Origin of the sequence: Chitinophaga tropicalis, assembly GCF_009758205.1 — a bacterium.
GTDB classification, from domain to species: Bacteria; Bacteroidota; Bacteroidia; order Chitinophagales; family Chitinophagaceae; genus Chitinophaga; species Chitinophaga tropicalis.
Genome location: NZ_WRXN01000005.1, coordinates 241309 through 268080, shown reverse-complemented (window position 1 = coordinate 268080; position 26772 = coordinate 241309). Strand labels below are relative to the sequence as shown.

The following is a 26772-nucleotide window of genomic DNA, read 5'->3' as shown; positions in this document are numbered from 1 at the left end:
AGATGATCTATAAAAACAGAAGCTGCATAAGGTTATTACTATGCTGTGTGGCATTATTGCATTATGCTGTGCTGACAGCCCAATCTCCTGTACCACATCCCCGCCTGTTCTTTACCGGACAGAAAGTATCCCGGTTGAAAGAGCGTATCAGGACAGATACAGCTATCAGCAACAACTGGAATGAAGTAAAAGCAGAAGCAGATAAATTACTGACAACAGGTAATGCTGTTGCCAGGATAGATTATTTGTCGCTCGCTTACCTGATGACTGACGACAAGCGTTATGCTGATAAGGTAAAGGAGACGCTTCAGAAACTCTGTGCCGCGTCTGCCTGGGTAGGGGCTGAGATGCTGCAGCGAACACCGCCATGGAAAGCAGATCTTGGTACGGCGGCAAATTGCTATGCAGCTGCTGTTGGTTATGATGCCATCTACCATTACCTGTCTAAGGAAGAACGGAAAACCATCGCAGAAGGAATAACCCGTTTAGGCATCCGTCCCGCCATGCAGGATTGGGTACTGCCGGCAACCCGTATCCATACATTGAATTCCATGGGACATAACTGGTGGTCGGCCTGTGTTGACATGGCAGGTATTGCTTCCCTGGCGGTAATGGATGAAGTGCCGGCAGCGGCAGGATGGGCCGAGACTGTTTCTCAGTCGGCCGCAGAATGGTTCGGGTTCAACGGAGATGAACTGCATTTCAAACCCAAGAGCTTCGATGCCGGCGGAGGCATGTATGAAAGTGTTAACTACGCAGCTTTCGGCATCTCAGAATACCTCAGCTTCCGTTTAGCTTATACCAATACTTTTCCGGGGAAGAAACAACCGGAAATACCGGTTTTAAAAAAGATACCGGAGTTTTTCATGCACGTGTCCTACCCCCGGACAGGGCCGTTGTATTCCCTGAATTTCGGGGACGGTAATCTGCAGGTGGTGGGAGACCGCCCTGTGAAACTGCTGAATGCACTCGGATATACTGACCCTAACTCGCTCTGGTACCTCAGCCAGGTAGTGAAGTCCCAGCATCGTGAAGGGCTGTCTGTCAATACGCCACTGGGGCTGATCTGTGAGCCGGACATGAGTGGCACGCCAGGTTTGCCGGACCTTCCGTCTGCTGCACTGTTTGAAGACATGGACTGGGCAACCATGCGTAATTCCTGGCAGAAAGATGCCACTATGCTGGGTATAAAATCAGGTATTACCTGGAATCATTCCCACGCAGATGCCGGCAGCTTTATACTCTTTCATAAAGGGGAAGCTATCATCAAAGATCCGGGCAACAGCTGGTATGGCTCCAAAGAATATCCCGGTTATTTTTTCCAGAGTCAGGCACATAATGTAGTGCTGTTTAATGGCAAGGCGCAGCCGGAAGAACAGCAGTATTATGGCTCTCCGTTACGCGGACAGCTGGGAGAGCTCATGGATGCAGGAGATATGAAATATCTGCTGGCTAATGCTACCGGGCCTACGTCGAAGAATTTTTCACGCAACTTCCGCCACTTTATATGGATAGGTAAAGTGATACTCATTGTTGACGACGTGAAAGCCTATGAGCCGGGCAGGTTTGAATGGTTACTGCATCCGGGTGGCGATGCAAAGAAGGTGGGAGGCGATATCAGTATTGTACAGAACAATTCTTCTGTGCTGGTAAGACCACTATTCCCCGAAACGCTGATACAATCAGGCTATAATCATGATTTCCCGGATAACATGGTACTGACTGAACTTACCGCTCCCCAGGCCAAAGATGTAAAGCAGACAGAAACATACTACTCCATAGCATATCCGGAAACTGTAAAACAAACCAGTTTCATTACGGCTATCATCCTCAAAGATTCGGTGAATCAGTCCTCCCTGCCTGTGATAGAACGGCTGAGAGGAAATGATATGCAGGGAGTACGTATCCGGCAGGACGGAAAAGTGACTGACATCTACCTGAACCTGCTGGCAGAAGGGCGGATCATGCACCTGAACAGCTGTAACAACCTGGGAGGCTGGGATACTGATGCTTACCTCCTGGGACTGAGTTACCCCGAGAACAATCCGTCTGCTGTGACAGATTATTTCATGGCATATGGAAGCTATATCAGAAGGGAAGGAAAGGTTGTTTTCAGTTCCCTGTCCAAGTTGTTTATGATAACAAAAGAGCGTAATAAAGAGCTGCGGATGGTACTGCAGGGCCAGCCATTGATCAATGCTGTTTATGGAATTGACAACAGGCCGGGAAGTTTTATCCTGAATAATAAAGCAGTGCAGCCTGTATATCATGATAAGCAGCTGGAGATACGCATAGGGAAGTAGTGCTCCTGATTGGTAGTAATACAGTTTAAATTTTTAGGATAATGAAGAAACTATATTTTTTTTTAACAGTTGTTGCCAGCTTGATAGTCTGGAGAAATGCTATAGCGCAAAATATTATAAAACCCGGTGAAACCTGGCCTGATGATAAAGGGAACCATATACAGGCACATGGAGGAGGTATTATACAACTCGGGAAGTATTATTACTGGTATGGAGAACAACGCAGGCAGGGGCTGGATACCAATTACAGGTATGTAAGCTGCTACAGGTCAAAAGACCTGGTGAACTGGAAATTTATGGGCGATGCGCTGCAGCTCTCCGATCCTGAGCAGCTGGGCCGCCGGTGGGTACTGGAACGGCCCAAGGTTTATTACAACCGTAATACGAAGACGTATGTAATGTACTTCCACCTGGATGACGCTAAATACAAGCTTGCCAGGGTGGGAGTTGCTACCAGTAAAAAACCACAGGGCCCCTTTACTTATGTGAAGAGTTTCCGTCCGCTGGAAAGAGAGAGCAGGGATATTGGCCAGTTCATTGATGATGACGGAACCGCGTATCTGGTATTTGAAAGCAGGCCTACCAAAGGGTTTTTCATAGCTAAATTATCTGACGATTATCTTTCTGTTGAAAAGGAAGTTTGTCTTGTCAACGCTCCGCTGGAAGGAGGTGCTATTATCCATTATAACGGTCTTTATTATGCCATTGGTTCCGAATTGACGGGCTGGCGTCCTAACCCCAACAGATATGCTACAGCTACATCATTGGCTGGCCCGTGGTCAGAGTTCAAAGATATTGCCCCACCGGCTACCAATACTTATAGTTCCCAATCAACTATGATGCTTAAAGTAACAGGCTCTAAAACGACTACTGTTATTTTTATGGCTGACCAATGGAGGCCCAAAACTCAATGGGATTCCCGTTATTTGTGGATGCCGCTGGAAATTGGTGATGGAAAACTTGTATTGCCTCAGCCGCAACCCTGGCAGCTGAATATAAAAACCGGCGAGGCTGGTGTAGTTAATTCCCCTGCAGAATGAAGAAGAGGCCCGCTTTTGCCTTCCTGGTGTTTTTACTGGTTGGCATAAACGTACAGGCGCAGGTATGGCAATGGTCTGTCCCGGTAAAAGGTGCCAGGAAAGATGGATCTACAGCTTATCTCTGGATCCCTGAAACGGTACGGAAAGTAAAGGCAGTAATACTGGCACAGCATAATATGGAAGAGATAAGCATTATTGAGAATGCACATTTCCGCAAAGAAATGGAAAAGCTTTCTTTCGCTATTGTCTGGGTTGCACCTTCCTTCGATCATTTCTTCCGTTTTAATGAAGGTGCAGGCCAGGTGCTGGATTCATTCATGTCAGCCCTGGCTGATTCATCAGGGTATAGTGAGTTGAAATATGTGCCTTTTGTTACTGTCGGACATTCAGCCGCTGCCAGCTGGCCTTATTATTATACAGCGTGGAATCCCGGCCGTACTTTATGTGCTATATCCGTAAGCGGACAATGGCCCTGGTTCCGTCATCCACAATTTGCGCCTGATATATGGGAAGGCCGTAACATTGATTATGTGCCCTGCCTGGAAACGATGGGCGAATATGAAGCAGCTGATACCTGGAGTGCAGAAGGATTGAAAGAGCGGAAAGAACATCCCCTGATGCCTCTTAGCATGCTGGCATGCCCGGGAGAAGGACATTTTGCTGCTACTGATAAGAAGATAGCTTATATCGCTTATTACATAAAAAAAGCTGCCCAATACCGGCTGCCGGAGAACTTTACTGCCGGTACTGTTTTAAAAGCCATTGATCCTGTCAGAACAGGCTGGCTGATGGAGAAATGGCGGGCGGATGAAGCGCCACATACCAGGCCGGCCCCCGTTGGCAGTTATAGAGGAGACACTACCCAGGCATTCTGGTTCTTTGATGAGGAAATGGTAAGAGCAACGGAAAGATACCAGCAGCAGGAAGGAAAGAAACAGCCGCAGTTATTGGGGTATATGCAGGATGGAGCTGTTATCCGCCAGCGTAATACCCATTTGCAGGTGCATATACCTTTTCATCCGCTTAATGATGGCGTCTCCTTTATGCTGAAAGGTACATTTCTTGATACGGTACCGGGAGAAAGTGAACGTCCTCCTATGTGGACCGGCCTGCCGCCAGGCAGTTCTTTAAGCCATGCTGAAAAAGGTGGTCCTATCGCTATAAACCGGGTAACAGGCCCGTTCAAAAAGATCAATGACACTACATTCCGCCTTGATCTGCGAAATGGGGAAGCGCCTCATCCTAAAGAGTACAGCCTGTGTTTTGTTGCTACACATCCTGGGGATACTGCATTTAAACCTGCTGTGCAACAGGCAGAAATGATAGTGCCGGCACGCAATACAAAGGGAGAGCCACAGCAGATAACTTTTCCTCCTATAGGTGATAAGAAGGCAGGCATTAAAAGAATAAAGCTGCAGGCAAGGTCTGATAAGGGGTTGCCGGTGTATTATTATATACAATCGGGCCCTGCTTATATAAAAGAGGGATATCTTGAGTTCACACCTGTTCCTCCCCGAGCCAGGTTTCCTGTAAAGGTCACTGTGGTGGCATGGCAATATGGAAACAGCGTTGTACAGACAGCAGAGGCGGTACAGCGATTATTTTATTTGTATAAATGCGAGAAGGTAGTTAGATGAGAAAAAGGATTGTAAGAATAATAGATAGTGTACTGATACAAAAAGGCTGCATCAAATATCCTGATGCAGCCTTTTAAATAACTATGCCATTTTAAAGATCACACGCTTCACAGTATACCCTTCGTCAATTTGCTTAACGCAAAACTCACCAACATAGCCGGACGGTTCATCCCGGTAAATGAAATCGGCCCATACATATTTGTCGTTGATCCATTCCATTTCCGGTTTAATAGTCAGATCTTTTAACCAGGACAGATCATTCAACCACTCCTTTCCGTCAAAGGATGAATCCTTTGGTATTTCATGAATAAGGTAATGGTCTTGCCAAACTACAAAAAGACTATCTAACCAATCATCATACTCACTACTTATCAATTCAGTAGCTTCATCTAATTTTCCATTTTGCAACAGTTGAAAATATTCAGCGATTACTGCTTCAACTTCCTGGTTGGCGGGTTGTTCTTTCCAGATTTTCATTGTTTGATTGTATTGTTTATCAGAATATATCTTGTCCCGGGTTTCATTGAGGTTTATCAGGGGCTAAATATACAATTAAAACGATATTTATGTTATAAGATTTAAAATATTCTTAATTACTGCATTTTCTTCATCTTTTCGCCAGTGTATATATAATGGAACTTCAAAAGGCAATTTTATAAAGCGGATGCCAGGATGGTTTGCGTAAGAGTAAGAAAAAGGGACGATAGATATTCCAAGGTTTTTCTCTACCAGGCTCAATATCACAGAACCAAAATCTGACTCGAAACGGATATTGGGCTTAATATCATACCTGGAGAAGATCTGATCTATCCTCATCTGGAAAGTCTCTCCATATGTTAATGTAGATAAGATGAAGCGCTCATTCTGAAGGGCTTTTGATGTGATGTGGGACTCTTTGACAATAGGATGCTGTTCAGGGACCACAAGGGCAAGACTATCCTGCCGTATGAGCTTCCAGGTGAGGAAATCATCCTCATGAAGATGCCTGCTATAACATAAGTCCAGTTCATACGCTTTTAGCATCTCTATTTCCCGGGTATGCTTTACCTGTACCAACTCAACCTTTACGTCAGGAAATATTGATGATACCCGGCTAAGCAGGGCTGGCAGGATATCATAACTAATGGAGCCGGGATGATTAATAACGATACTGCCTCCTTCTCCCTGGTGAATTTTTCGTGCATATAGTGCAGCTGCATTTATTTGTTCAATCAATGGTTTCCATTGCTGCTGAAGAAATTTGCCTGCCGGGGTCAACTCCACTTTCCTGTTGGTACGTATAAAGAGCTGTACCTGTAACTCATCTTCCAATGCCTTTATCTGACGGCTCAGGACAGACTGTGTAGTATTCACCTTGTAAGAAGTCCTCCAGTAATGAAGTTCTTCAGACAATTGCAAAAAATAGTCGATCTGCTGTGTTGTCATACTATGGATTGATGCTTTTTTGGCATCATTTGGATCGAATTTAGCATTTTTTGACATCAAATGACTTCCTAATTTTGTAGTCAGAACAATTATATAGACCATTATGGAAAAAGTAAGCATATCCAGGGTAACACTAACAGACATAGATGTACTGCAAACAATAGGAAAGCAAACGTTCATTGAGACATTTGCACCGCATAATAGTGAGCAGAATATGACCCGATACCTGGAAGATGGCTTCTCCCGGCAGAAACTTACTGATGAGATCAATACCGACGGCTCAGTGTTTTATTTTGCTCAGCTGGAAGGCCGGGTAATCGGATATCTGAAGATAAATACCGGCGCAGCGCAGACCGAAATACAGGACAGCAACGCACTGGAAATTGAACGCATCTACGTAGTACAGGAATATCATGGCAGGAAAGTAGGTCAGCTTCTTTACGAATGGGCTATTCAGATTGCATATGAAAGGAAATTCGATTATGTTTGGCTGGGCGTCTGGGAGCATAATACAAAAGCCATCCGCTTCTATGAAAAGAATGGGTTTGTGCCGTTTGATAAACATGTTTTCATATTAGGAGATGACGAACAGACAGACATCATGATGAAGAAGAGTTTGAAATAGATATTTGAACGAATACAGATATGCTGATCTGATGCAGATTTGAAAAATGAACAGGAAATATATTTATATAGCTTTGCTTATAATCGGTACGGCCTTTTGGGGAATTTCTTTTCCTGTCACCAAGATGGCTGTGAGCGGTGTGTCTCAGTCCATTTTTTTACTTTACCGGTTTCTGCTTGCAACCCTTGTATTATCTGTAGTTTTATTCCGGCAGTTAAAAGGGATAAACAAGGAAGGTCTTATCCGGGGAATGTTCCTGGCAGTACCTCTTACAGCCGGGATCTATTTGCAGACATTGGGCCTGAAGCATACCTCTGCCTCACAATGTGCCTTTATTGCAGGTATGTCTGTGGTGCTCATTCCAATCCTGAAATTGCTCGTTTACAGATCTTCTGTTGACCTGAAGATCTGGCTTGCAGCGATAATAGCTCTGGCAGGATTGTTCATTATTTCTATTAAAGATCACTTTTTAATCGGCATCGGGGATCTTTATACCATCATTGGTGCATTTGCTTTTGCTGTTTATCTGATCCAGGTGGAGAAGTATTCGACATCCGGCAATATAGTACCAACCATAGTTCCCATGTTCCTGACCTGTACACTGATTATGCTTTGTCTTGCAGTAACAGACAGCAGTGCAACCTGGTTACCCCATACGGATGGCTTCTGGCCCGGAATTCTTTACTGTGCTTTATTTTCCACTGCGTACATGTACACAGTGTCGAACATTTCACAAAAATATATATCAGCTGAAAAAGTAGCTATCATCTATTTATTCGAGCCCATCTTTGCAGCAATAGCCTCATTCTTCATATTAAACGAATTGCTTACCCAGCGTCTGGTACTGGGCGGTTTACTCATTTTTGCAGGGACAATTATATCAGAAATAAAATTTGGCAAAGTAGGTATTGATTGATCCTCATTCACTATTTAAGACAAATAATAGTTTTACTTTTTCTGAGAGAGAGTAAGTAAATTGTTAGCGACAACCAATTTCTATTACAGGAATATCAACTTATTCATGTATTAAATCCCCATTCCCTAATCAATTAAATTAATACCCTATGTCAAAGTCAATGAGCCTTTTATGGGCTGCATTGCTCATTTGCATGACTGCCTGCAAAAAAGAGCAAGCTGCTCAGGACAAAAAATTAACCCCGGTACTGAAATCAGAAAGCCCGATACTGGCAAGTGTTGAATACGGGACCGACTGGTCGGGAACCGTACAGATAGCAATTGTTGATGCTATCCAGACAGGCACTCAGCCTAAACTGGATATCAAAGTACCGGATGGGTATGCATTAATTGGCGGTGGTGCGGGCGCCACTCCGCTGGTAGACAGCTCTAATGCATTTTTAACTGCTTCCTACCCGGATGCAGACTTCACCACCTGGCATGCAGCGTCTACATATCACATCAGGCCCCGTGAACATACTTTGTTTGCGTATGCAATCGGACTGAAGGTGACAGGCTTTACTAAAGAACAGCTTACTTCTTACATGTTGCTTTTTTCAACTACTTCAAGAGTTGCTCCTCATCCGGATACTTTTGCAAGTGTTACAAACTTCTATACGCTGATTGGGGGAGGAGCAAAGGTTAATTCAGCAGGGAACCTCCTGGTGCATTCATATCCTTCAGGAAGCGCATGGTTTGCAGGTAGCAAAGATCATATATACGATGCTCCTTCTTCCATCACGGCTTATGCACTTGGCATAAAAACAGAGCTACTGCAGCGGGCAAGCCTGGAAATAGTAAGAGATAGCGCTGCAAGTTACGTTTCCAGTGGTATCGGAGCCACACCTATATTCATAGATTCTACATGGGTAGTTGGATGTCCTGGCGGAGCAGCTACTTATGCCGGTGTAGGCCGTATGCTGATTGATATAAAGCCTCAGATAAGACATGCAGCGGCTCTTTCTAAAGACCTTGATTATCCGGACGGTGGAACGACTGCTGTTTATGTATTGAAGATCCGCAGGAAGAGATAATAACCTTTATCATTTGGATTGCGGGGCCACTCCCCGTAATCCAAATGATATTGTCACTATATCGTTTACTTCAGATATCTGGTCGTGCACATGTGATTAAAGAAATGCAGCTCCCTCTCCGTCAGGTTATTTTTATTAAGGAAGATCAGAAAAGTTCGCGGTTGCCTTACCGTTAATACGACAGCTGATCCTGTAAAACTGATCTGTAAGATCCATTGCCAGTCTTTCGTCTCAATAAGGTCCTTGTTTCTGTGCCTTATTATAATTTGATTCTCATCAAACTCAACGTCCGCATCAAAGTTTAATGATTGGACTAAGCGTACTGTGCTTAGATGGTAAACTGGTACTAATATTACCACCAGGAAAATTGCAAAGTAAATAATAGCAGAAACAGGAATGCTCAGTGTTGGCAACGGTAAAACTGAAGCTATGGCAAACATACTTAAGAGATATAGCCATAAACTTTTACGAAGAAAAACATGAATTTTCGCCCTGAGGATAGACTGATAATCCGCTTTTATTCTTTTAATAACCTGCATAACCCTGTAATGATTTATTGAGTGTTTTATGCCCGAATATAGAAATATCTAATAAGAAAAGCCAGTGCCCCGAAAGACACTGGCTTTTCTGTATTGAGTTCTGTATTTATCTTATTGCTTAATGATCTTCGTCATATTCACTTCTTTTACTCCATTCTTAACTCTTATTATATAAACACCGGCAGGTAATGCAGAAATATCAAGCTGTGTGCTGGCTGTGCTCACTTCACGGCGCAATACCACGCGGCCGTTGCCATCAAACATGCTTACCTCTGATTTTCCTTTCAGACCTGGAAGATTAATGTTCACAATATTATTGGCCGGGTTCGGGAAGATAACTACTTTTTGCCCGGTGGTAACAGGATCTGTTACGCGGCTGGCAGTACCCAGTTGTACCCTTAATGTATAGCATGAAGTAGCGCTGTTGGCTCCATTGTAACCGTATACCTGTGCATAATAAGTACCCGGGCTCATGGTTCTGGTGATAGTTTCACTGGTAGTGCTGCCTGCCTGTGAAATAGCGAGCTGCGTACCTGCGCTGTTCAGCAGTTTCAGGTCATAATCACCAGGCAATGTGCCTAATGTAATAGTAATAGTACCGCTGGTAGTGATCACAAACTTATAGTTATCAATATCGCCGGATGGGCTGATCAGACCTGTAACATCGGTATTAAACGGAATGGTGGCAGCACCGGAAGTTGTTCCATTGGTTGAAGTATCCAAGGTATTGGCACAAGTTGGCGGCGTTAAAGTAGTGAACTGCGCGGTAGCATATGTACCTGTACCATCTGAACACCTTGTTCTTACCCTCCAGTCATATAATGTAGTGGATGTTAGACCGCTTAAGCTGACAGATGTGGAAGTAGTGCCGGTCGCGGCATTGATCCACGTAGCAGACGAATTGGCCTTATAATCCACATCATAGCTCAGGGCGCCGCTTACCGCTGTCCAGCCAACGGTAGCTCCTGTAGTTGTTACAGATGAACTGGTTAAACCAGCAGGTGCGCTGCAGGTAGTACTTGCTGTGGTTGTGAACTGTGCAACAGAATAAGAGCTGCTGTCGCTGGCGCAATTGGTCCTTACCCTGTAGTCATAAGTAGTTCCTGCTATAAGGCCGGTTAAGCCTACGGAGGTAGCAGTAGTTCCTGTTGCAGCATTGATCCAGGTAGCAGATGATGCAGCTTTATAAGCCACATTATATGATACTGCGCCGCTTACTGCTGTCCATCCTATCGTAGCCGATGTTGCTGTAATAGAAGACGCAGTTAGACCTGCAGGAGAAACACATGATGAGCCGGATGTGATAGTGAAGTTTGTATTGGAGATATCAAAGAAAATATTTCCTACAGCTTCTATCTTTATCCTTGCTGTTGTAGTGGGCGTATTAGGGATAGTTACAGCCTCGCTACCGTCATTAGGGGTACTTGCCACTAATGTGCTGAATGTAGTGCCGCCGTCTGTAGAGATAGATATTTTTACATTGGCGCAACTAACGGGTGATAATGTTGTATTCGCAACATTCCATGTTATAGTTTGTGACGAATTACCCGCCCATGATACAGCAGTATTAGGAGCAGTCACTGAAAAAGGACCTGACGTATTGCTGACTGTTACTGTCATTTCCGCAAAATTGGTCTGGCCAACAGTTACCGGTGCTGTAGAGCTATAAGGTGCATTATCTCTTACAGTTAACCGGAAGAGTAACGTTCTTGAAACAGAGCTCAATGCTTCCGTATTGGCTCCTGCATCACCACCTGTCAGTGGACCTGACACTAACCCGCCTGCAAGGATAGTCGCCATTTTGGGGAAATATCTTGTAGGTGACGAGGTAGGGGAAAATGATATCCAGTTAGGACCGGAAGCTTTGGTTGGGCTGGCTACACTGCTGGTGCCCGTTTGTGATGATGACGCATTATTATATTGTTCCCAGCAGTAGGTCAGCACATCGCCAGCATTGGCATCAGTAGCCGATCCTGTAAGTGCAAACGGAGTGCTGATAGGAATAGTATAATTGCTGCCGGCATTGACAACAGGAGTTGCATTATTCCCGGCCAGGCTGGTTGTTACCGGGCAGGTCTTACTTGTAAGATTAGCCTGGATTTGCGCAATGGAAGCGGCATGGTAAATATCGATGGAATGTGGAGCAAGGTCCTGGCTGGTAATACCGGCATAACCCATAATAGTGATACCTGAACCAGGTTCCATATTTACCCCTGTGCCTTCATTGCTCATGGAGAATGTATGGTTAGCACCTAACTGGTGCCCTATTTCATGCACTACATAATCGATATCGAAATTATCTCCCTGTGGAATATTGTCAGCAGGAGAAGTAAAGCCACTTCCTTTGGAATTGTCAACACAGATACAACCGATACAACCAGCGTTACCACCACCGCCGGATGCCCCGAACAGGTGGCCAATATCATAATTTGCGGCGCCGATCACAGAGGTTAGTGTATTCTGTAACTCGCTGTTCCATGCTCCGCCGGCGCCTGAGCTGGCTGAAGAATATGGATCTGTTGAAGCATTATAGTAGAATACATTGGTAGTTGCCGTGATCAGGTTAAGATGCAGGGCAAGGTCCTTTTCATAAACACCGTTACAACGGGTAAGTGTAGCATTGACAGCCGCCAGCACTAATGAAACCTGTGAAGCGCTTGTGGCCCCGAAGTAATTGGAGTATTCGGCGGTAACTGATTGAGCGAGCCGCATTGTTTTCAGATCGCCTGTCGACCTGGCATTGGGCAGCTGTTTACCGATGTCAGCAGCCAGCTTTTGCTCCGGTGTAGAGCATTTCCATGGCAAAGTTTTCGCTTGTTTTTTGAATACCGTGTACACGGTGTGGTCAGCAGAATAGGGTTCAATAAATTCAGTTTCCTTTCCCGTACGGAATACCATTGTCTGTATTCCCTGCGGAGAAATGCTCAGCTTCAGTGTGGCATATTTATCAGTAATACCTTTTCCTGAAAATGCCCTGATTTCCGGGAATTTAGCCTGTAATGCCGGCTCGAAGTTGGACGCTTCTATAATCTGGAACTGTTCAATTTGCCCATCTGCATTAGGCAAAGAAATAATTGTTGAATGTCCTGACGCATTGCCAACAGTTCTGAATACTTCATTCCGTAAAGGGGGTAAATTCAGATCAAATAATTTGAAATCTGAGGGGAATGCAAGCCGGGCTACAGCTTTGTCGGGGATAATCCTGGCGGCATCTGTGTGTGCCCTCCAATAGTTCTGTGCAAACGACATTGTACTGCATAGCAATGCAGCTGCGAATAGTAACACTTTTCTCATGCGAGTTTAGATTAGGGTGAAAAATGGATATATCTATAAAGTAGTTAATTCACTGCGATCTCATGCGGGTTTGGATTAGGGTGAAAACGGATATATTATGAAAATCGTTTAATTCACTGTGGTCTCATGCGGGTTTAGATTAGGGTGAAAAGGATATATCTATGAAAGTAGTTTAATTCACTGCGATTAAAGGTGTACCGGGCTAGAAAAGTTGGGAGAGGGGGTTTTTTAATAAAACAGGAGAGGGGAATGTTCAATTATTTCAACTTCCCCTTCCGCAAGGCGTCTTTATAAAAATCTTCAACTTTAGTCCTGGCCCAGGGTGTTTTACGCAGGAATTTGAGGCTGGATTGTACAGACGGGTTGCTGATAAAGCAATTGATCCGGATCTGGTATCCCAGTTCATCCCAACCGTAGGCCTCTACGAGCTGTGTAATGATCTTTTCCAGTGTTACCCCGTGTAAAGGATCTTTTGATGTATTTCCTGTTTCCATATATATGATGTTGCTTGCGGGCAAAGATACGGTACATAGGGCAAAGAAGCTATCGTTGCTGCCTGAGGTTACTTCTCTACTTCCTGCCTGAACCATTTTGCAATTTCCGGTCCCCAGCGGAATTCATATCCTTCCAATGTTCCTTCCCTGTCCATGCAGTATGTTTCAGTATGTTTTTCGTAACGGAGAATGAATTTGGCGCGGACATTCAGGTAGCGGTCTTTAGCGGAGACAGCATTCAGAAATAAGGTAGCTATTTTTTTAAGTTTCTGCTGATCGGTTATTTCCAGTACTTTCAGTTTCTTCCCAAATACTGTTTGTAATTGATCACAGCTCACCACTACAGGTGCTTTAGTAGCAAGAGGGACATACAGGATTGTCACTTTTTCCAGGTTTTCATTAACCCGCCTGTCATAATTAGTTATTGGCTTTTGTGAACGGGCGTACAATACCAGGCAGATGGTAGCGATGCCAAAGCAGGAAATTAAGAGTAAATATGGCTTCATAGAAGGGATTGTTAAGTATTCCTGATACAGGATATTATGGTATCAATAATACTAAGGAACCTGAAATATCCCAAAAGAATTATAAAACAATGGCCTTTATATGCGAAAAGAGGATTAGCTAACTATTTGTATCTTCATGCTCCTATGAAATTGCACTATCAACATGTGGAATATACGCACTCATAAAATACTGACTTACTTTATTGGACTAATCTGGCTGATAAACGGCCTGTTATGTAAAGTCCTTAACCTGGTTCCGCGGCATGAACAGATTGTTGCCCGGATATTAGGAGGCAGGTATTCAGGAGGGCTGACACTGGCAATCGGGCTTTCGGAAATCGGAATGGCTGCCTGGACCATAAGTGGAATAAAATCAAGGTATAATGCTGTACTTCAAATTACAATTGTGGCAGCAATGAACCTCCTTGAATTTTTCCTTGCCCCGGATTTGTTGCTTTGGGGTAAATTTAATTCCCTCTTTGCGTTCTTTTTTATTCTGATTATTTACTATACAGAATTTAAGCTAAATCCAAATCAGGCATAAATAATCATATGTTCTCAGGTCTTAAAAATCACCCTTTCGCTGTTAAGGCATTCTTTGAAAGTTCAATAGTATTGACTTTCGCCGTGGCAAAAGAACAATTAATGCAGCTCATTCCAGCTTGCCTGGCACTTGATACATTTAATGATAAATATGGATTTATTGCAGTGGCCATGGTTCAGACGAAAAAACTTCGTCCGGAGGGTTTCCCTGCATTTATGGGTAATGACTTTTTTTTAATCGGATATAGGGTGTTTGTGAGATATACTGATAATGCAGGTAAAAATCTGCGTGGCTTGTACATTCTTAAGTCCGAGACAAACAAAAGAAAGATGGAGATCTTCGGAAATCTCTTTACCCATTATAGTTATACAACTACAGATATTAAGCAGGTCCAATCAGGTAACATAAAATTATTTGAGTCATCAGGATCGGATTTTAAAGTTTCCCTGGATGTTGATGGGGACGTATCATTGCCGGCAGGGTCACCATTTACTGATTGGAAAGAAGCGCGGAGATTTGCCGGCCCGCTTCCTTTTACGTTCAGATTTAATGCAGAAACGAAGGAGGTTTTAATCGTTGAAGGGGTCAGGCAAAACTGGACGCCAAAGCCAATAAAGGTTATTGATCATAACTTTTCTTTTTTTGATTCCCTCAATATTGAAAATGCTGTTCTTGCCAACGCTTTTATTATTAATAATGTTCCATACTCCTGGAAAAAAGGTAAACTGGAGATATGGAAGCAATAAGAAAGCCCTTCCAGGGTGTACTCAATATTATCAGGTTCAACTGGCATTTCTATGTATTTTCCGTTGCTATGATGATACTTACTATCATAGCGGCTGGCTATTTTAAAGAACTTCCCATACTTTATATAATTCCTGTTTTGTCTTTTGCGGTAAGCGTCACCTCTTTGCTGGTATCATTCTACATTTATGATCTGTCTGATCTGTATAGCCTAAACTGGGCAAATAGCACAAAGGCTGAACACCTGATTGTGAATATTCATGCAGGATTTGATGAAACAAGCCTCTTACTTGGGAATAAGTACAAAAATGCGGAACTGCGGATAATAGATTTTTATAATCCGCAAAAGCACACAGAGCTTTCAATCAAACGGGCGCGGAAGGCTTATCCGGTCCTCCCACAAACCGTATGGGCTGAAGCAGGCAGACTGCCGGTTGAAGATGCCTCAGCAGACAAAATATTCATCATTTTTTCTGCACATGAAATAAGGAACAGGGCAGAAAGAGCGGATTTTATGAAAGAACTGGCCAGGATCATAAAACCCGGGGGAGAGATCTATTTAACAGAGCATCTGAGAGATACAGCAAATTTCATCGCATATAATATTGGCTTTTTACATTTCTATTCAAAGAGATCCTGGTTGCAGCTCTTCAGCCAGGCTGATTTGAAGCTAACCCAGGAGATTAAGCTTACTCCTTTTATTTCGACCTTTATAATTTCTAAAGATGATAATCCATTTTAGGATAATAGGATTACTTTTGATAGTACTGGCACTTAGCCATGCTGTATTCCCAAGATATTTCAACTGGAGAGAAGAACTCAGGCCATTGAGCATGATCAATCGCCAGATGATGACTATTCATACATTCTTTATTGCCCTTTCTGTCTTTCTGTTGGGCTTGTTATGCCTGACCTCCGGTAATGAGCTTATGAATACTCCTTTTGGAAAGAAAATATCTTTTGGTATGGGGCTATTCTGGATAACCAGGTTTTTCATTCAGTTCTTTGGGTACTCACCAGACCTTTGGAAAGGCAAAAGGTTTGAGACTATTATACATGTACTGTTCTCCTTGTTGTTTGGATACATGAGTGTTATATTTTTTACCACATGCTTTGCTTAACATACCGGCCAGGTATAGCATATACGCGAAAAAATACCAGTTATTTAACAGACCAGAGATGGCTCTTAAACTTTCTGTAAACACCAGGTGGTCATACACCGTAAGTTTTGCACATTGGTGGTTTTTATAGGTTCATGGAGCCGGGCGTTGAGGCTTTCGGTATATTGAAGCAGCAATTGCTGATTAACCAAAAAACGTTCGCTGCCATCGGGCAAAAGATAGCGGCTATTGCCCAGGTTGTGCACCAGCGTTTCAATCCCAATATCTGACGCAAGTCTTGCAAATAAATAGCCGCCCGGTTTCAGTACCCGCCACATTGAGTGGATCATATTATCAAAATGATCTGGGCTGTTGGCGAAGTGCAATACGGCACTGCTGATCACCAGGTCAAAATAATTATCATCAAAAGGCAGGTCTTCAGCCGAAGCAATTACAAAATTCTCTTTAGAGTTAGCATGGCTCTGCGTTTGTGATAACTGCTTAACTGCTGATATTGCATTGGGATTAGGATCAATCCCATACACCTCATAGCCGTTTTTTAAGAAGTAAATCAGGTTACGCCCATTTCCGCAGCCTGCGTCGAGCACCTTTTTACAGTTATCATAAGTGCCTTTAAGCAGTTGGTCAAAGAGGTAAATATCTATATTTCCGTAAAGTTGCTGAAGTTCCGATTGCATGGATCAAAGTTAAAGGATAAGCGGCTCGATAGTAATTTTATTGATGAAAATAATATCGCTGATAATACTCATAGATATGGTAAGTGGCCCATTAAGTTTTAGAAAACATTGTAAATCAAACAAAATCTGCAGATTTTATGGTATATTCATAGTATGTCAAAATACAAAGATGTTGTTGTAACGCTCTCAAAGAAGCACCCCGAAACCGGTGAGCCTGCGCAAGCCGGACATTCCTTCGTTATTGGAACTTTAGGTAAAAAGAAAGGCTTTTACGAAATCGAAACTGAACAATTGAATAAGCATAAAAACGAAGATCTTCAACAGGAGCTTTTTAAGTTATTGCATCCGCAGACTCATCATTAACTGATGGAAATGCAGCTTTCGCATATTGATTTCACGATGATTACATCGTGAAATGGGATTTCCATTTGCTAAGCCTGATTCAGTAATAACTCTTGAATTATAGCTGTCGGATCAAATATTAGCTCTCACTCTTAATGAATGGTTGCATGAGCAGCTAAGATTTTTTTCAAATTGCCGAGGTTAGGATCTGGATAGTCTGAATATTTATAAATAATATTCCCTTTATTTTCGATAAGGAAAACCTCCGGATAGGCATTTATCTGATAAAGCAAGTTGATTTTTTTGTCGTTAACAATATTGATCCAATCTATTTGTTGTTCCTTAATTATTTGTTGGACTTTTTCAAGAGGCGATTCAACGGCAACAGAAATTATCTCCAGTTGTTCTTTGGAATACCGCTGCCTTATTTCTCTGATTATAGGAATCTCATCTATACATGGTGGACACCATGTTCCCCAGAATACAAGCAATACATTCTTCTTATTATAAATCTCTTCGAATATTACCTTGTTAGCGTTTATGTCATTAGCAGTGAATGATATTGCTTTTTTCTGTCCCTCTACAACTGCTCTGTTCAATATGTACTTTTTAATACAAGCACCCTCCTCACTATTCCTGAAATTTGCCGGAAAAGTTGTAGCAAACTGCTGTAAAAGCAAGTCCGGGGGAAGGACTCTGATAGAATACTTCTCAAACAAGTAAAAAGAAGAATAGGAATTTGGGTGACTGGAAATGTATTCCAGTCGTTTACTATCAATTGCCATTTTTGCATCTTTGACTTTATGAAAGTCAAGACTATCTTCTGATTTCCATTTAGGGGCTATTGAATCATAGATTTGCTTATAGGTATTTTGAGCTTCTCTTATGTATTCTTCCTCTGCTAAAAATTCCTGTTTAGGATCCTGGGCATTCACCAGCGTATAATTTCTAAAGGGATCAGCTTCATTGATCACACCTGAGAACATGACTTTAGCCGGCTTTTCCGTGGTGAATATCGTCATACCATGCTTGTAATCAGTGGAGCCATACTCTACATAGATCTGAGCATATACTGTGTTGTAGCTGTGAGAAATGGTTGCCTGGTTATTACTATAAGATGCTGAAACAGGCCTGAGTTCTCTTAGATGACAATCATAGTAGAAGAAAGACAGCTTTTTTATTTCTGCGCTGTCAGGGAACGAAAAGGATACCTCGAATTTTTTTTGACCATATAGTAAACGTGGATAAATGAGGAGGATAAGAAAATAAACAAGAGATTTCATAATAGTAATGTTTGTACAGAATTTCCGACACTGGTCTTTAATAGCTAGTAATTATTAATTGATAATATCCATAGCCGTTGTAGAGCCAAATTTCTGGCAGAAATTACTGGAATGGAATAAACTTTTAAAATATTCTATGTTAAAAGATTTAAAATGTTTTGATTTAAAAGCGGACCTATTATCGCTTAGGAAAATGAAAGCGGGTAGATCATTTTTTTAAGTATATGGCACAGATACAAACAATACCATTATCAATGAAGCAGGTATGCAGATCATTGGCATCGTGAAAGATGTAACTATTTCTCCCAATAAATTGACTTTTAACTTATGCTGTACTTCAGGACACGGTAGTTCGTCCCGTTCGATCTGATATTTATCCGAAATAGCATTGATGGCCCCTTGATTTCTTATGAAGACAATGCCTTAAATTCCGTAGGTCTCATGTTTGTCAATTGGTGAAAATTATTACTGAATGCCGATATATTGGAGTATCCAATCTCATAAGCAATTTCGGTCATGTTCAGTTCGGTGTTTTTAATCATTTCCATAGCCCGGATAATCCTCAACATTTTTATATACTGAACAAAGGTGATGTGAAGTTTCGTCTGAAATAATCTTGTCAAACTTCTCACGCTCATTCCCGATTGCATCGCCGTTTCTTCCAGGGTAATATTTTCATTAAGTCGGCTTCGAAGCTGGCCAACAATAGCCTGGAGCCGCTGATCGTCAGTAGTGGGCAGCTGGATGGAAAACTTTTTGAGGTTTTCTTTGGACAGCACGTTTTTCATAGTTGTTAAAAACTCAAATTCCCACGAACCTTTGTGATAATCACCCTGCCATTTTTCCGTGAAAGAAAGCATTTCAGACAGAAGTTTACTCACCGGATAAATTCCCATTTCGTCGTAAAAACCGCCCATGCTTTTCCCTGGAAAATAGATGTTGATGATATATAGATCCTGCGTGTTAAACATCAGGTTGTGGGGATATTTTTTCGGGATCCAGATATAGTGATTGGACGGAATATAGAAATCCTTTTCATCAGTTTGCAGGTAAGCAATTCCCCCAAAAACTAATAACAACTGAGCCTTGTCGTGCTGATGTGAAGGCAACCGCTGTTCGGTTTGCTGGCGCATGACCAGGATTGATTTAGGATTCTGGTCAACACTATTTATAAGTTGTTGAAGAATTTTCATGTGGCCAAAAATAACAAATATTAGGCTAATTATATAAAAAGATGAATTTCCAACAAGGATAGTTTTGCTGTGTAAATAATACTAACGAGTCATTATGAAACAGAAAATCATAAACCCGAATAAAGGCGTTGAGCCTGTGCCGCAAGACAAGCCTTCTGATAATGCGGTATCGCAGCCAGCAGAGGAAATTGATGCACCCAATATCTACCTGCCTGGTTATTCTGATCCTTTTATGCCAATAATGGATTTAACCATTGTCTTTGATGAATTAAAAAAGATAGTAAATAACTGGTTCTTTAAGTAAAAGAGGACGTACAATCATTTATAAAAAGAAAGGTGCATGAAACCATACAAATCGATGCCAATTTATGCGGCTATACTACTACTATTTGCGCAACCTATCCATGCCCAGGATTTAGAAACTACTCAAGTATTTAGTTTAGAAGAAATGTGGAAAATCGCCGAAATGAATAACCGACAACTAAAACTATCGGATTTAAATCTTCAACAAAGTAATCTGGAAGTTCTTGAAGCTAAAGACCGTTTACTACCGGAAATTTCAATAGGGGGAGATGTAAAAGCCAATTCAAAATTTCTCATTTATGATAATGGATTATTCTCATCTCCACAAGATGTACCTGTAAAAGGCTATGGCTACGGAGTAGGCTACAACTTGAATTTTACCCTGTTTAACGGCGGTAAAGACAAAAGGAATATCAAGATGAAGCAGGAAGATGAGACTCGTAGTCAATATGAAGTTGATATGCAAAAGCACAGCGTAAAATACAATGTTGCGGATGCTTATTTTGGGTTATATAAGTTTCTGAACTTCCGTGATTTTCTTGCTGCAGAAATAGCTGCAGAGAAAAAGCAGCTATTACTTATCGAAAGCTTGCACAAAAACGGTATTGTACTAAAGAGTGATGTGCTGAGAACCTCGGTAAAATTGTCACAGTTGGAATTAAGCCTTTCAGATATTGAAAAGAAGATCGGCATCAGCAAACAACGTCTGAATATATTGATGGGTCGGGATAATGAAGAGGGATTAGAGATTACTTATAGAAGTGGATTTGAAAAGGATGCTAACGCAGATTCTGGTTACGCCGATTACGTAAATATCGCGCTGGACCAATCGCCTGAGTATAAAATGGTCACCAGTGATCTTAGATTGAGTGAGATGAATATCAAGCAAATTAAAGCTACGGTATTACCTAAAGTTTCCTTGTATTCCAATTACAATTATACCTATCCGCAGATCTCATTTTATCCTTATTCGAATGATTTATGGGGATTTGGGCAAACAGGAATCAAGGTGCAGTTTTCTATTGATAATTTATACAAAAGCAAACATTCCATTGCACGTGCTCAGGTTGTTAATAGTCAGGCAAAAGAAATGGCCAACATTAAAAAGGACGAAATTTCCATTCGGGTAAAAGAGGCGTTTTTACAACAACAACAGGCTAGAGAAAGCGTAGAAGCGGCAGAGGAGAATATCACTAAAACGGCCGAAACCGCCAGGGTCATCAGAAACAGTTATCTCAATCAGGAATCACTTTTGACAGATCTTTTGGAAGCAGAAAATGCTTTGCTGGAGGCTAAATTTAATCTGGCAACCGCACAGACCAATTTAAAACTCAGTCATATCCGACTACTGGCAATCGTTGGAATTCTTTAATACAAGCAATATGAAAAAAAACGGAACAGATATAATAATCGTGACGCTAACAAAATGGTTTGGAATCGCCTTATTGACCGCAATTATCATTTGGGCAGCCATTTATTTTTTAAAAGGATACCGTTATGAACAAACCAATGATGCGCAGGTAGATGCGTATTTATCACCAGTAAATGCAAAAGTTGGGGGCTATATCAGCAAAATTTATTACAAGGACAATCAGCAGGTTCAAAAAGGAGACACGCTTGTGGTTATTGAGCCTGATGAATACGGACTAAAAAGAAATGCCGCATCAGCAGAGCTAAAGAGTTCGCATGCCAAATTGGCTGTTTTGGCTGCTAATGAAGAAACACAGATCAAGAGCGTCGCAGTAATAAAAGCAGAGCTCTCAGGTGCAAAAGCAAAATTAAACCAGCAGCAAAGAGAATTCAACCGTTATAAAAATCTATTGGCTGATGAATCTACCACCCGACAAAAATTCGAGAACGTCAGTGCAGCTTTAGCTATTACCCAATCTGATTATAATCAGACAAAAGCTTCCCTGGAGGTCGCGGAATCAAAACTGAATGATCTTAGAGCACAGCATGATGTGATAAAGGCAGAAATCAAAATCAAGGAAGCGCTACTCGAACGGCAGGAACTGGACATTAAATATACCGTAATCACTGCACCTTTTGATGGGCAGATAGGTAAAAAGAGCATTCAGGAAGGGCAATTGATACAGCCAGGACAAACATTGGCATTTTTGGTGAACAAATCCGAAGAAAAATGGGTGATTGCCAACTTCAAGGAAACACAGATTGGTAATTTCAGGATTGGGCAAGCAGTATCAATAGAAGTAGATGCTTTCCCAGGCGAAAAATTCAGCGGAGCGATTGAATCGCTTTCTCCAACCACAGGTTCCCGCTATTCGTTACTTCCGCCGGACAATGCTACCGGTAACTTTGTTAAAATTATACAACGTATTCCTGTCAGAATCAAGTTCACAGATAAGCCAGAAAAATTAGCTAATCTCTCTGCCGGAATGAACGCCAATGTTTACGTTTTAAAAGATTAATCATGCAAGCACATAAAATTCCGGTTTTCAAACCATGGGTATCTGAATGGATGGCAAGATCCGTGATATTTGCCATTCTCATGACTTGCCTGTTTAGTTTCGCCTTTTACAGTAGTCCGGTTGCAGCAATGGGTTTTTATGGCATACAGTCTACCGATGTTCAATATGCCATGGTAGTTGTTTATGGCTCAACCGTAGCTTTTCTGGCGCTGGATTCCCGCATTGTAAAGTATTTTGCTCCAAGGAAATACCTGATCATGGCACTTGCCATCAATGCGACATGTTCCGTCATCTGCTTTCATTTCAAAAATTGGACGTTATTTGTCATTTGCCAGTTTGTACAGGGGATTACCTGTGCGTTGATGTCAGGCATTGTCTTGCAACTCATTTTTCCAAGATTGCAGTCCGCACGTGCCCGGGTGATTGCGTATAGTCTCCTTTATGGAAGTATACAGATCTCCGTGCAGTTTTATTCGATCTATGCCAGTGTGGTACTTTATTTTTATGACTTCAACTGGCTATTTTATGGTTTCAGTATAATGCTCATCATCCTGACATTCATTGTGTTGCTGACAATGAATAGCAAAGCACGATTTACAAAAAAGATACCGCTTTACCAGGTGGATTGGGTTGGATACCTGTTTTATGTATCTTTTATTTTGATATTAGGATACATTTTGATCTACGGACGGCAGTTGGGCTGGTTTGACTGTCCGTTAATCGTTCTTCTCTGCTTTGTGAATTTAATCATCTTTATACTATTTGTTATTAGAGAATTGATACTTAAACGGCCGTTGATCAACTTACAAATTTTCAAGGTAAAGAATTTTGTGATCGGTCTACTGCTGCTTTTTACGTTTTACATTTTCAAAGGAAGTACCGGACTTGCTTACGGTTATCTTGAAGTCATTTTAGGCAATGATCCACTCAGTACTATTCCGATATGGACCGCAGTAATTGCAGGGACCGTTCTGAGTATATTTGTTACCTCCCGGTTTGTCCTGATGGGGTATAACCTGATAAGGATTATCATAGCAGGTTTTGGTTTTATGGCTCTCTACTATGCTTATATGATACTTTTTATCTCTGTACAGGGAGAAACAATTGACTTCATCCTGCCCATGTTTATCTATGGTGCTGCAACAGGAGTTCTATTTGTTCCGATTGTTTTGTTCGCTACTTCCGCAGCACCGCCAAAGATTACGTTAAATGCGTCACTTATCGGAGTTTTTGCGAGGTTCGCTGGCTTTACAGCCAGCCTGGTCCTTAATACCGAACTCCAATTATTTTTCAAATCTGCAGTTAGGGAAAAGGTCCGGGAAACATTGGCGGAAATTAATCCACAACTGCCTGTTGTTTTAAGGGATATCGAAAACAAATATATGAATGCAGGCAGCGATATCTATACAGCAAAAGGAGTCTCAGGAGAGTATTTTAACCGGCTAGTGGGGCAACAAATAATGGCTCGTACCACGCGGGATTATTATGATTTGATGCTTGTTGGGGTAGTGTGTGTCATAGTGATGTTGTTATTAGTCCCACAGATTCAGAATGTGGTACTTAGATTAAAGAAAGGGAATATACCTTATTAGCGGGGCCGACCTTTTTGGTCAGCCCCTGTCATTAAGTGCCCGGTAGCGAAGCATTACTTGCCTTGCAGGTTTGCCAGGCTCGCGGGATAGCGTTCTCCCTGAAGGCTGATGCAGTCCAAAGCTTTATTAATATTGGCTAAATCATCATCGCTTAAGGTGATGTTTACACTCCCTATATTTTCTTTTAAGCGAGTCATTTTTGTGGTTCCCGGATGGGGGAGCCGTTTTGTATACAGATTACGGGGTTCCTTACCAATATTACTGATTGGGAAGGCCATATCAAAAGGGATCTGTAATTTTGTAGCGATAAAAGAATAAGGTATGGAAGACATTGTAAGAATTGCCAGCATTGCGCAATACAATACCATGCGGGGCGTAGCTACCAAACATCCTCTGGTTACGGTGATTGAGCACTCGAAAGCGCTACCGATGCCTGCCAGGTCATTCAACTTTGGTTTGTATGCAGTGGGTTTGAAAGAACTGAACTCTGCCCAATTGCGTTATGGAAGAAAGCACTATGACTACCAGGAAGGAAGTCTGGTATTTGTAGCGCCGGGACAGGTGGTAGGTGTGCAACCTGGCGTTGAATCATTTGCCCCGAAAGGCTGGTCATTGCTCTTTCATCCGAACCTGATAAACGGCACTCCGTTGGGCAAGCATATTCAGGATTATTCTTTCTTTTCGTATGATGTAAATGAAGCGCTTCACCTGTCGGAGAAAGAGAAGGGTATTGTGATTGATTGTTTCTCAAAAATAGAGTATGAGCTCGATCAAAATATAGACAAGCACAGCAAAGGACTGATTGCATCAAACATCGAGTTGTTGCTTAATTACTGCATCCGTTTTTACGACCGCCAGTTCATTATGCGTGACAATGCGAACAAAGGAATTCTGGAACGGTTTGAATACTTATTGAAAGGTTATTTCTCATCCGATAGACCGCAGAACGAAGGTTTGCCTTCCGTAGCTTATTTTGCCGAAGCCCTACATTTATCACCCAATTATTTTGGTGACCTGGTGAAGAAAGAAACCGGCAGATCTGCTCAGGAATATATTCAATCAAAAGTGATAGATTTGGCGAAAGAGAGAGTGTTTGATATGAATAAATCTGTGAGCGAAATTGCCTATGAATTGGGCTTTAAATATCCGCAGCATTTCACCCGTTTATTCAAACAAAAAGTAGGCGTTACGCCAAATGATTACCGGACGATGAATTAAATAATGATAATGCACTTAAGTTGATTGAAAGAACTGCCGGCTCTTCATGTCCTTATATGAAAGGAAATACTAAAATCCGCCCTCAATTTTTGACCTGAATCGACAAAAATCTGAACAAAACCCACCAAAAATATTCTATTTCTTCGCATAACTCCTGCCTCAGTGCAGTGAAATGATTTCGCGATTATGCGAATACCTGATCCAAAATAAGCAATTACTAAAATTTATAAAACGTTATGCGAAAAGTATTTCTTTCCTTATTAACAATTTTATCTTTTCAATTTACATCCGCCCAGCAAAACTCCTTTATCAAATTTCCTGCAGGCTCCGTTCCCGATGAGACAGGCAAACGATTAGCCTACCACTTTGTCGATGGCAGGCATGAACTCTATGCCGGTCGATACATCCACTATGCCGAAGTCTGCACCTGGAACGGCGCTTTGGATTATGCCGTAAAAACCAAAGACCAAAAACTGATCAAACTCTTACAGGACAAATTTGAACCTTTCTTTACCCGCGAAAAACCACTCCTGCCCCCAATGAACCATGTTGACTATAATATGTTCGGTAGCGTGGCATTTAAACTCTACCAGATCACAAAAGACGAACGCTATAAAAAAATAGGCCTGGCCTACGCAGATTCCCAATGGGAATTGCCTGACAATGCAAAACCGGAAGAGAAATCCTGGGCAGACAAGGGCTATTCATGGCAAACCCGCCTGTGGATAGACGATATGTATATGATCACCGTAGTACAAAACGAAGCCTATAAAGTGACCGGCGACCGCAAATACATTGACAGGGCAGCAAAAGAAATGGTCCTCTACCTGGATAGATTACAGCGCCCAAACGGCCTTTTCTATCATGCCCCTGATGTTCCCTACATTTGGGCAAGAGGTGCTGGCTGGATGGCAGTAGGCATGCCAGATCTGCTTCGCGACCTGCCTAAAGACCACAAAGACCGTCCGCGGATCATGGAAGGCTATCTCGCCATGATGAAGAGCCTGAAAGAATTTCAAAGACCAGATGGCATGTGGAACCAGCTGATCGATCAGGCGGATTTCTGGCCTGAAACATCCGGCACAGCAATGTTTACCTACGCATTTATAATAGGAGTTCAGCAAGGCTGGTTAGATGCCGCAACATATGCGCCCGCAGCCCGGAAAGCATGGCTGGCAATGGTTTCCCATATTGATGAACGCAATAATGTAACAGAAGTTTGTATTGGTACCGGTAAAAAGAATGATAAACAATATTACCATGACCGTCCCCGCAATGCGGGTGACCTCCATGGACAAGCCCCTTACCTGTGGTGCGCAGCTGCACTCTTGGGAAAATAGCTGCATACCGTTGGTGGCCTGGACAAAACCACCAACGGTTACCTTACTTTGGAATGATTCGACAAAAAGTTGAATAAACCAAACAGAAAAAGAATGATTACTTCGCAATAGAATATCAACCACGTAGGTCAGGAA

At 42.2% G+C, this 26772-nt stretch carries 25 protein-coding genes; 16 read left to right on the top strand and 9 right to left on the bottom strand.

Annotated features, from left to right (window positions below; translation table 11 throughout):
* Positions 1–2 precede the first annotated feature (2 nt).
* Genes GO493_RS13635 through GO493_RS13625 form a run of 3 tightly spaced genes read left to right on the top strand, consistent with a single transcriptional unit; the run spans position 3 to position 4980 of the window.
* The gene (locus GO493_RS13635; RefSeq protein WP_157306734.1) at positions 3–2303 is read left to right on the top strand and encodes a heparinase II/III domain-containing protein; all 2301 of its coding nucleotides are present in this window, start codon (positions 3–5) and stop codon (positions 2301–2303) included.
* Positions 2304–2344: 41 nt separating this feature from the next.
* Positions 2345–3343: a family 43 glycosylhydrolase gene (locus tag GO493_RS13630; RefSeq protein WP_157306733.1), complete on the top strand. Its 999-nt coding sequence runs from the start codon at positions 2345–2347 to the stop codon at positions 3341–3343.
* Complete coding sequence (locus GO493_RS13625; RefSeq protein ID WP_157306732.1) at positions 3340–4980, top strand: hypothetical protein; 1641 nt, start codon at positions 3340–3342, stop codon at positions 4978–4980. Before GO493_RS13630 ends, GO493_RS13625 begins: the two co-directional genes overlap by 4 nt.
* Positions 4981–5061: 81 nt before the next feature.
* Here GO493_RS13625 and GO493_RS13620 read toward each other — a convergent pair whose 3' ends face one another.
* Both GO493_RS13620 and GO493_RS13615 read right to left on the bottom strand, forming a co-directional pair.
* Positions 5062–5457 carry a hypothetical protein gene (locus GO493_RS13620; RefSeq protein ID WP_157306731.1) on the bottom strand — a complete coding sequence of 132 codons (396 nt, stop codon included), beginning with the start codon at positions 5455–5457 and terminating at the stop codon, positions 5062–5064.
* A gap of 87 nt (positions 5458–5544) precedes the next feature.
* Complete coding sequence (locus GO493_RS13615; RefSeq protein WP_198315707.1) at positions 5545–6405, bottom strand: LysR substrate-binding domain-containing protein; 861 nt, start codon at positions 6403–6405, stop codon at positions 5545–5547.
* Positions 6406–6508: 103 nt separating this feature from the next.
* On the opposite strand from GO493_RS13615, the gene GO493_RS13610 reads away from it, so the two are divergent.
* From GO493_RS13610 to GO493_RS13600, 3 genes are all read left to right on the top strand, one after another.
* Positions 6509–7030 carry a GNAT family N-acetyltransferase gene (locus GO493_RS13610; RefSeq protein WP_157306729.1) on the top strand — a complete coding sequence of 174 codons (522 nt, stop codon included), beginning with the start codon at positions 6509–6511 and terminating at the stop codon, positions 7028–7030.
* Between the two features lie 46 nt (positions 7031–7076).
* A complete protein-coding gene (locus GO493_RS13605) occupies positions 7077–7946 on the top strand; it encodes a DMT family transporter (protein ID WP_157306728.1) in 870 nt (289 codons plus the stop codon).
* Positions 7947–8094: 148 nt separating this feature from the next.
* Positions 8095–9018, top strand: a complete 924-nt coding sequence (locus GO493_RS13600) for a hypothetical protein (RefSeq protein WP_157306727.1) — start codon at positions 8095–8097, stop codon at positions 9016–9018.
* Between the two features lie 650 nt (positions 9019–9668).
* Here GO493_RS13600 and GO493_RS13595 read toward each other — a convergent pair.
* From GO493_RS13595 to GO493_RS13585, 3 genes are all read right to left on the bottom strand, one after another.
* Positions 9669–12851: a reprolysin-like metallopeptidase gene (locus tag GO493_RS13595; RefSeq protein ID WP_157306726.1), complete on the bottom strand. Its 3183-nt coding sequence runs from the start codon at positions 12849–12851 to the stop codon at positions 9669–9671.
* 257 nt (positions 12852–13108) lie between these two features.
* Positions 13109–13345, bottom strand: coding sequence for a VF530 family protein (locus GO493_RS13590; RefSeq protein ID WP_157306725.1), 237 nt, complete (start codon positions 13343–13345; stop codon positions 13109–13111).
* A 68-nt stretch (positions 13346–13413) separates the two neighbouring features.
* A complete protein-coding gene (locus GO493_RS13585) occupies positions 13414–13851 on the bottom strand; it encodes a hypothetical protein (protein WP_157306724.1) in 438 nt (145 codons plus the stop codon).
* 163 nt (positions 13852–14014) lie between these two features.
* Between GO493_RS13585 and GO493_RS13580 the strand changes: the two genes are divergently transcribed.
* The 3 genes from GO493_RS13580 to GO493_RS13570 are packed head-to-tail and all read left to right on the top strand — an operon-like array spanning position 14015 to position 15881.
* The gene (locus tag GO493_RS13580) at positions 14015–14395 is read left to right on the top strand and encodes a DoxX-like family protein (protein WP_157306723.1); all 381 of its coding nucleotides are present in this window, start codon (positions 14015–14017) and stop codon (positions 14393–14395) included.
* Between the two features lie 8 nt (positions 14396–14403).
* Positions 14404–15141: a DUF2071 domain-containing protein gene (locus tag GO493_RS13575; RefSeq protein ID WP_157306722.1), complete on the top strand. Its 738-nt coding sequence runs from the start codon at positions 14404–14406 to the stop codon at positions 15139–15141.
* A complete protein-coding gene (locus GO493_RS13570; protein WP_157306721.1) occupies positions 15129–15881 on the top strand; it encodes a class I SAM-dependent methyltransferase in 753 nt (250 codons plus the stop codon). Before GO493_RS13575 ends, GO493_RS13570 begins: the two co-directional genes overlap by 13 nt.
* A 444-nt stretch (positions 15882–16325) precedes the next feature.
* Here the strand turns inward: GO493_RS13570 and GO493_RS13565 are convergent, their stop codons facing one another.
* Positions 16326–16937 carry a class I SAM-dependent methyltransferase gene (locus tag GO493_RS13565; RefSeq protein WP_157306720.1) on the bottom strand — a complete coding sequence of 204 codons (612 nt, stop codon included), beginning with the start codon at positions 16935–16937 and terminating at the stop codon, positions 16326–16328.
* Between the two features lie 153 nt (positions 16938–17090).
* Here GO493_RS13565 and GO493_RS13560 point away from each other — a divergent pair, with 153 nt between their 5' ends.
* Entirely contained in the window at positions 17091–17300 is a 210-nt protein-coding gene (locus GO493_RS13560; protein WP_157306719.1) for a hypothetical protein, read from the top strand.
* Positions 17301–17431: 131 nt separating this feature from the next.
* On the opposite strand, the gene GO493_RS13555 is transcribed toward GO493_RS13560, so the two are convergent.
* Complete coding sequence (locus GO493_RS13555) at positions 17432–18562, bottom strand: TlpA family protein disulfide reductase (RefSeq protein WP_157306718.1); 1131 nt, start codon at positions 18560–18562, stop codon at positions 17432–17434.
* 407 nt (positions 18563–18969) lie between these two features.
* On the bottom strand, positions 18970–19755 hold the full coding sequence (locus tag GO493_RS13550) for an AraC family transcriptional regulator (protein WP_157306717.1): 786 nt from the start codon (positions 19753–19755) through the stop codon (positions 18970–18972).
* Between the two features lie 94 nt (positions 19756–19849).
* Between GO493_RS13550 and GO493_RS13545 the strand changes: the two genes are divergently transcribed.
* Genes GO493_RS13545 through GO493_RS13530 form a run of 4 tightly spaced genes read left to right on the top strand, consistent with a single transcriptional unit; the run spans position 19850 to position 24079 of the window.
* Positions 19850–20059: a hypothetical protein gene (locus GO493_RS13545; protein WP_157306716.1), complete on the top strand. Its 210-nt coding sequence runs from the start codon at positions 19850–19852 to the stop codon at positions 20057–20059.
* Positions 20060–20095: 36 nt separating this feature from the next.
* Entirely contained in the window at positions 20096–21430 is a 1335-nt protein-coding gene (locus tag GO493_RS13540) for a TolC family protein (protein ID WP_157306715.1), read from the top strand.
* Positions 21431–21440: 10 nt separating this feature from the next.
* Positions 21441–22487, top strand: a complete 1047-nt coding sequence (locus GO493_RS13535; RefSeq protein WP_157306714.1) for an HlyD family secretion protein — start codon at positions 21441–21443, stop codon at positions 22485–22487.
* Between the two features lie 2 nt (positions 22488–22489).
* Entirely contained in the window at positions 22490–24079 is a 1590-nt protein-coding gene (locus tag GO493_RS13530) for an MFS transporter (RefSeq protein ID WP_157306713.1), read from the top strand.
* 53 nt (positions 24080–24132) lie between these two features.
* On the opposite strand, the gene GO493_RS30835 is transcribed toward GO493_RS13530, so the two are convergent.
* Complete coding sequence (locus GO493_RS30835; protein ID WP_198315706.1) at positions 24133–24411, bottom strand: hypothetical protein; 279 nt, start codon at positions 24409–24411, stop codon at positions 24133–24135.
* Here GO493_RS30835 and GO493_RS13520 point away from each other — a divergent pair.
* Positions 24401–25297 carry a helix-turn-helix domain-containing protein gene (locus GO493_RS13520; protein WP_157306712.1) on the top strand — a complete coding sequence of 299 codons (897 nt, stop codon included), beginning with the start codon at positions 24401–24403 and terminating at the stop codon, positions 25295–25297. The genes GO493_RS30835 and GO493_RS13520 overlap by 11 nt on opposite strands.
* 236 nt (positions 25298–25533) lie before the next feature.
* Positions 25534–26637 (top strand): glycoside hydrolase family 88/105 protein, encoded by a 1104-nt coding sequence (locus tag GO493_RS13515; RefSeq protein ID WP_157306711.1) that lies wholly within the window; start codon positions 25534–25536, stop codon positions 26635–26637.
* Positions 26638–26772: the final 135 nt, after the last annotated feature.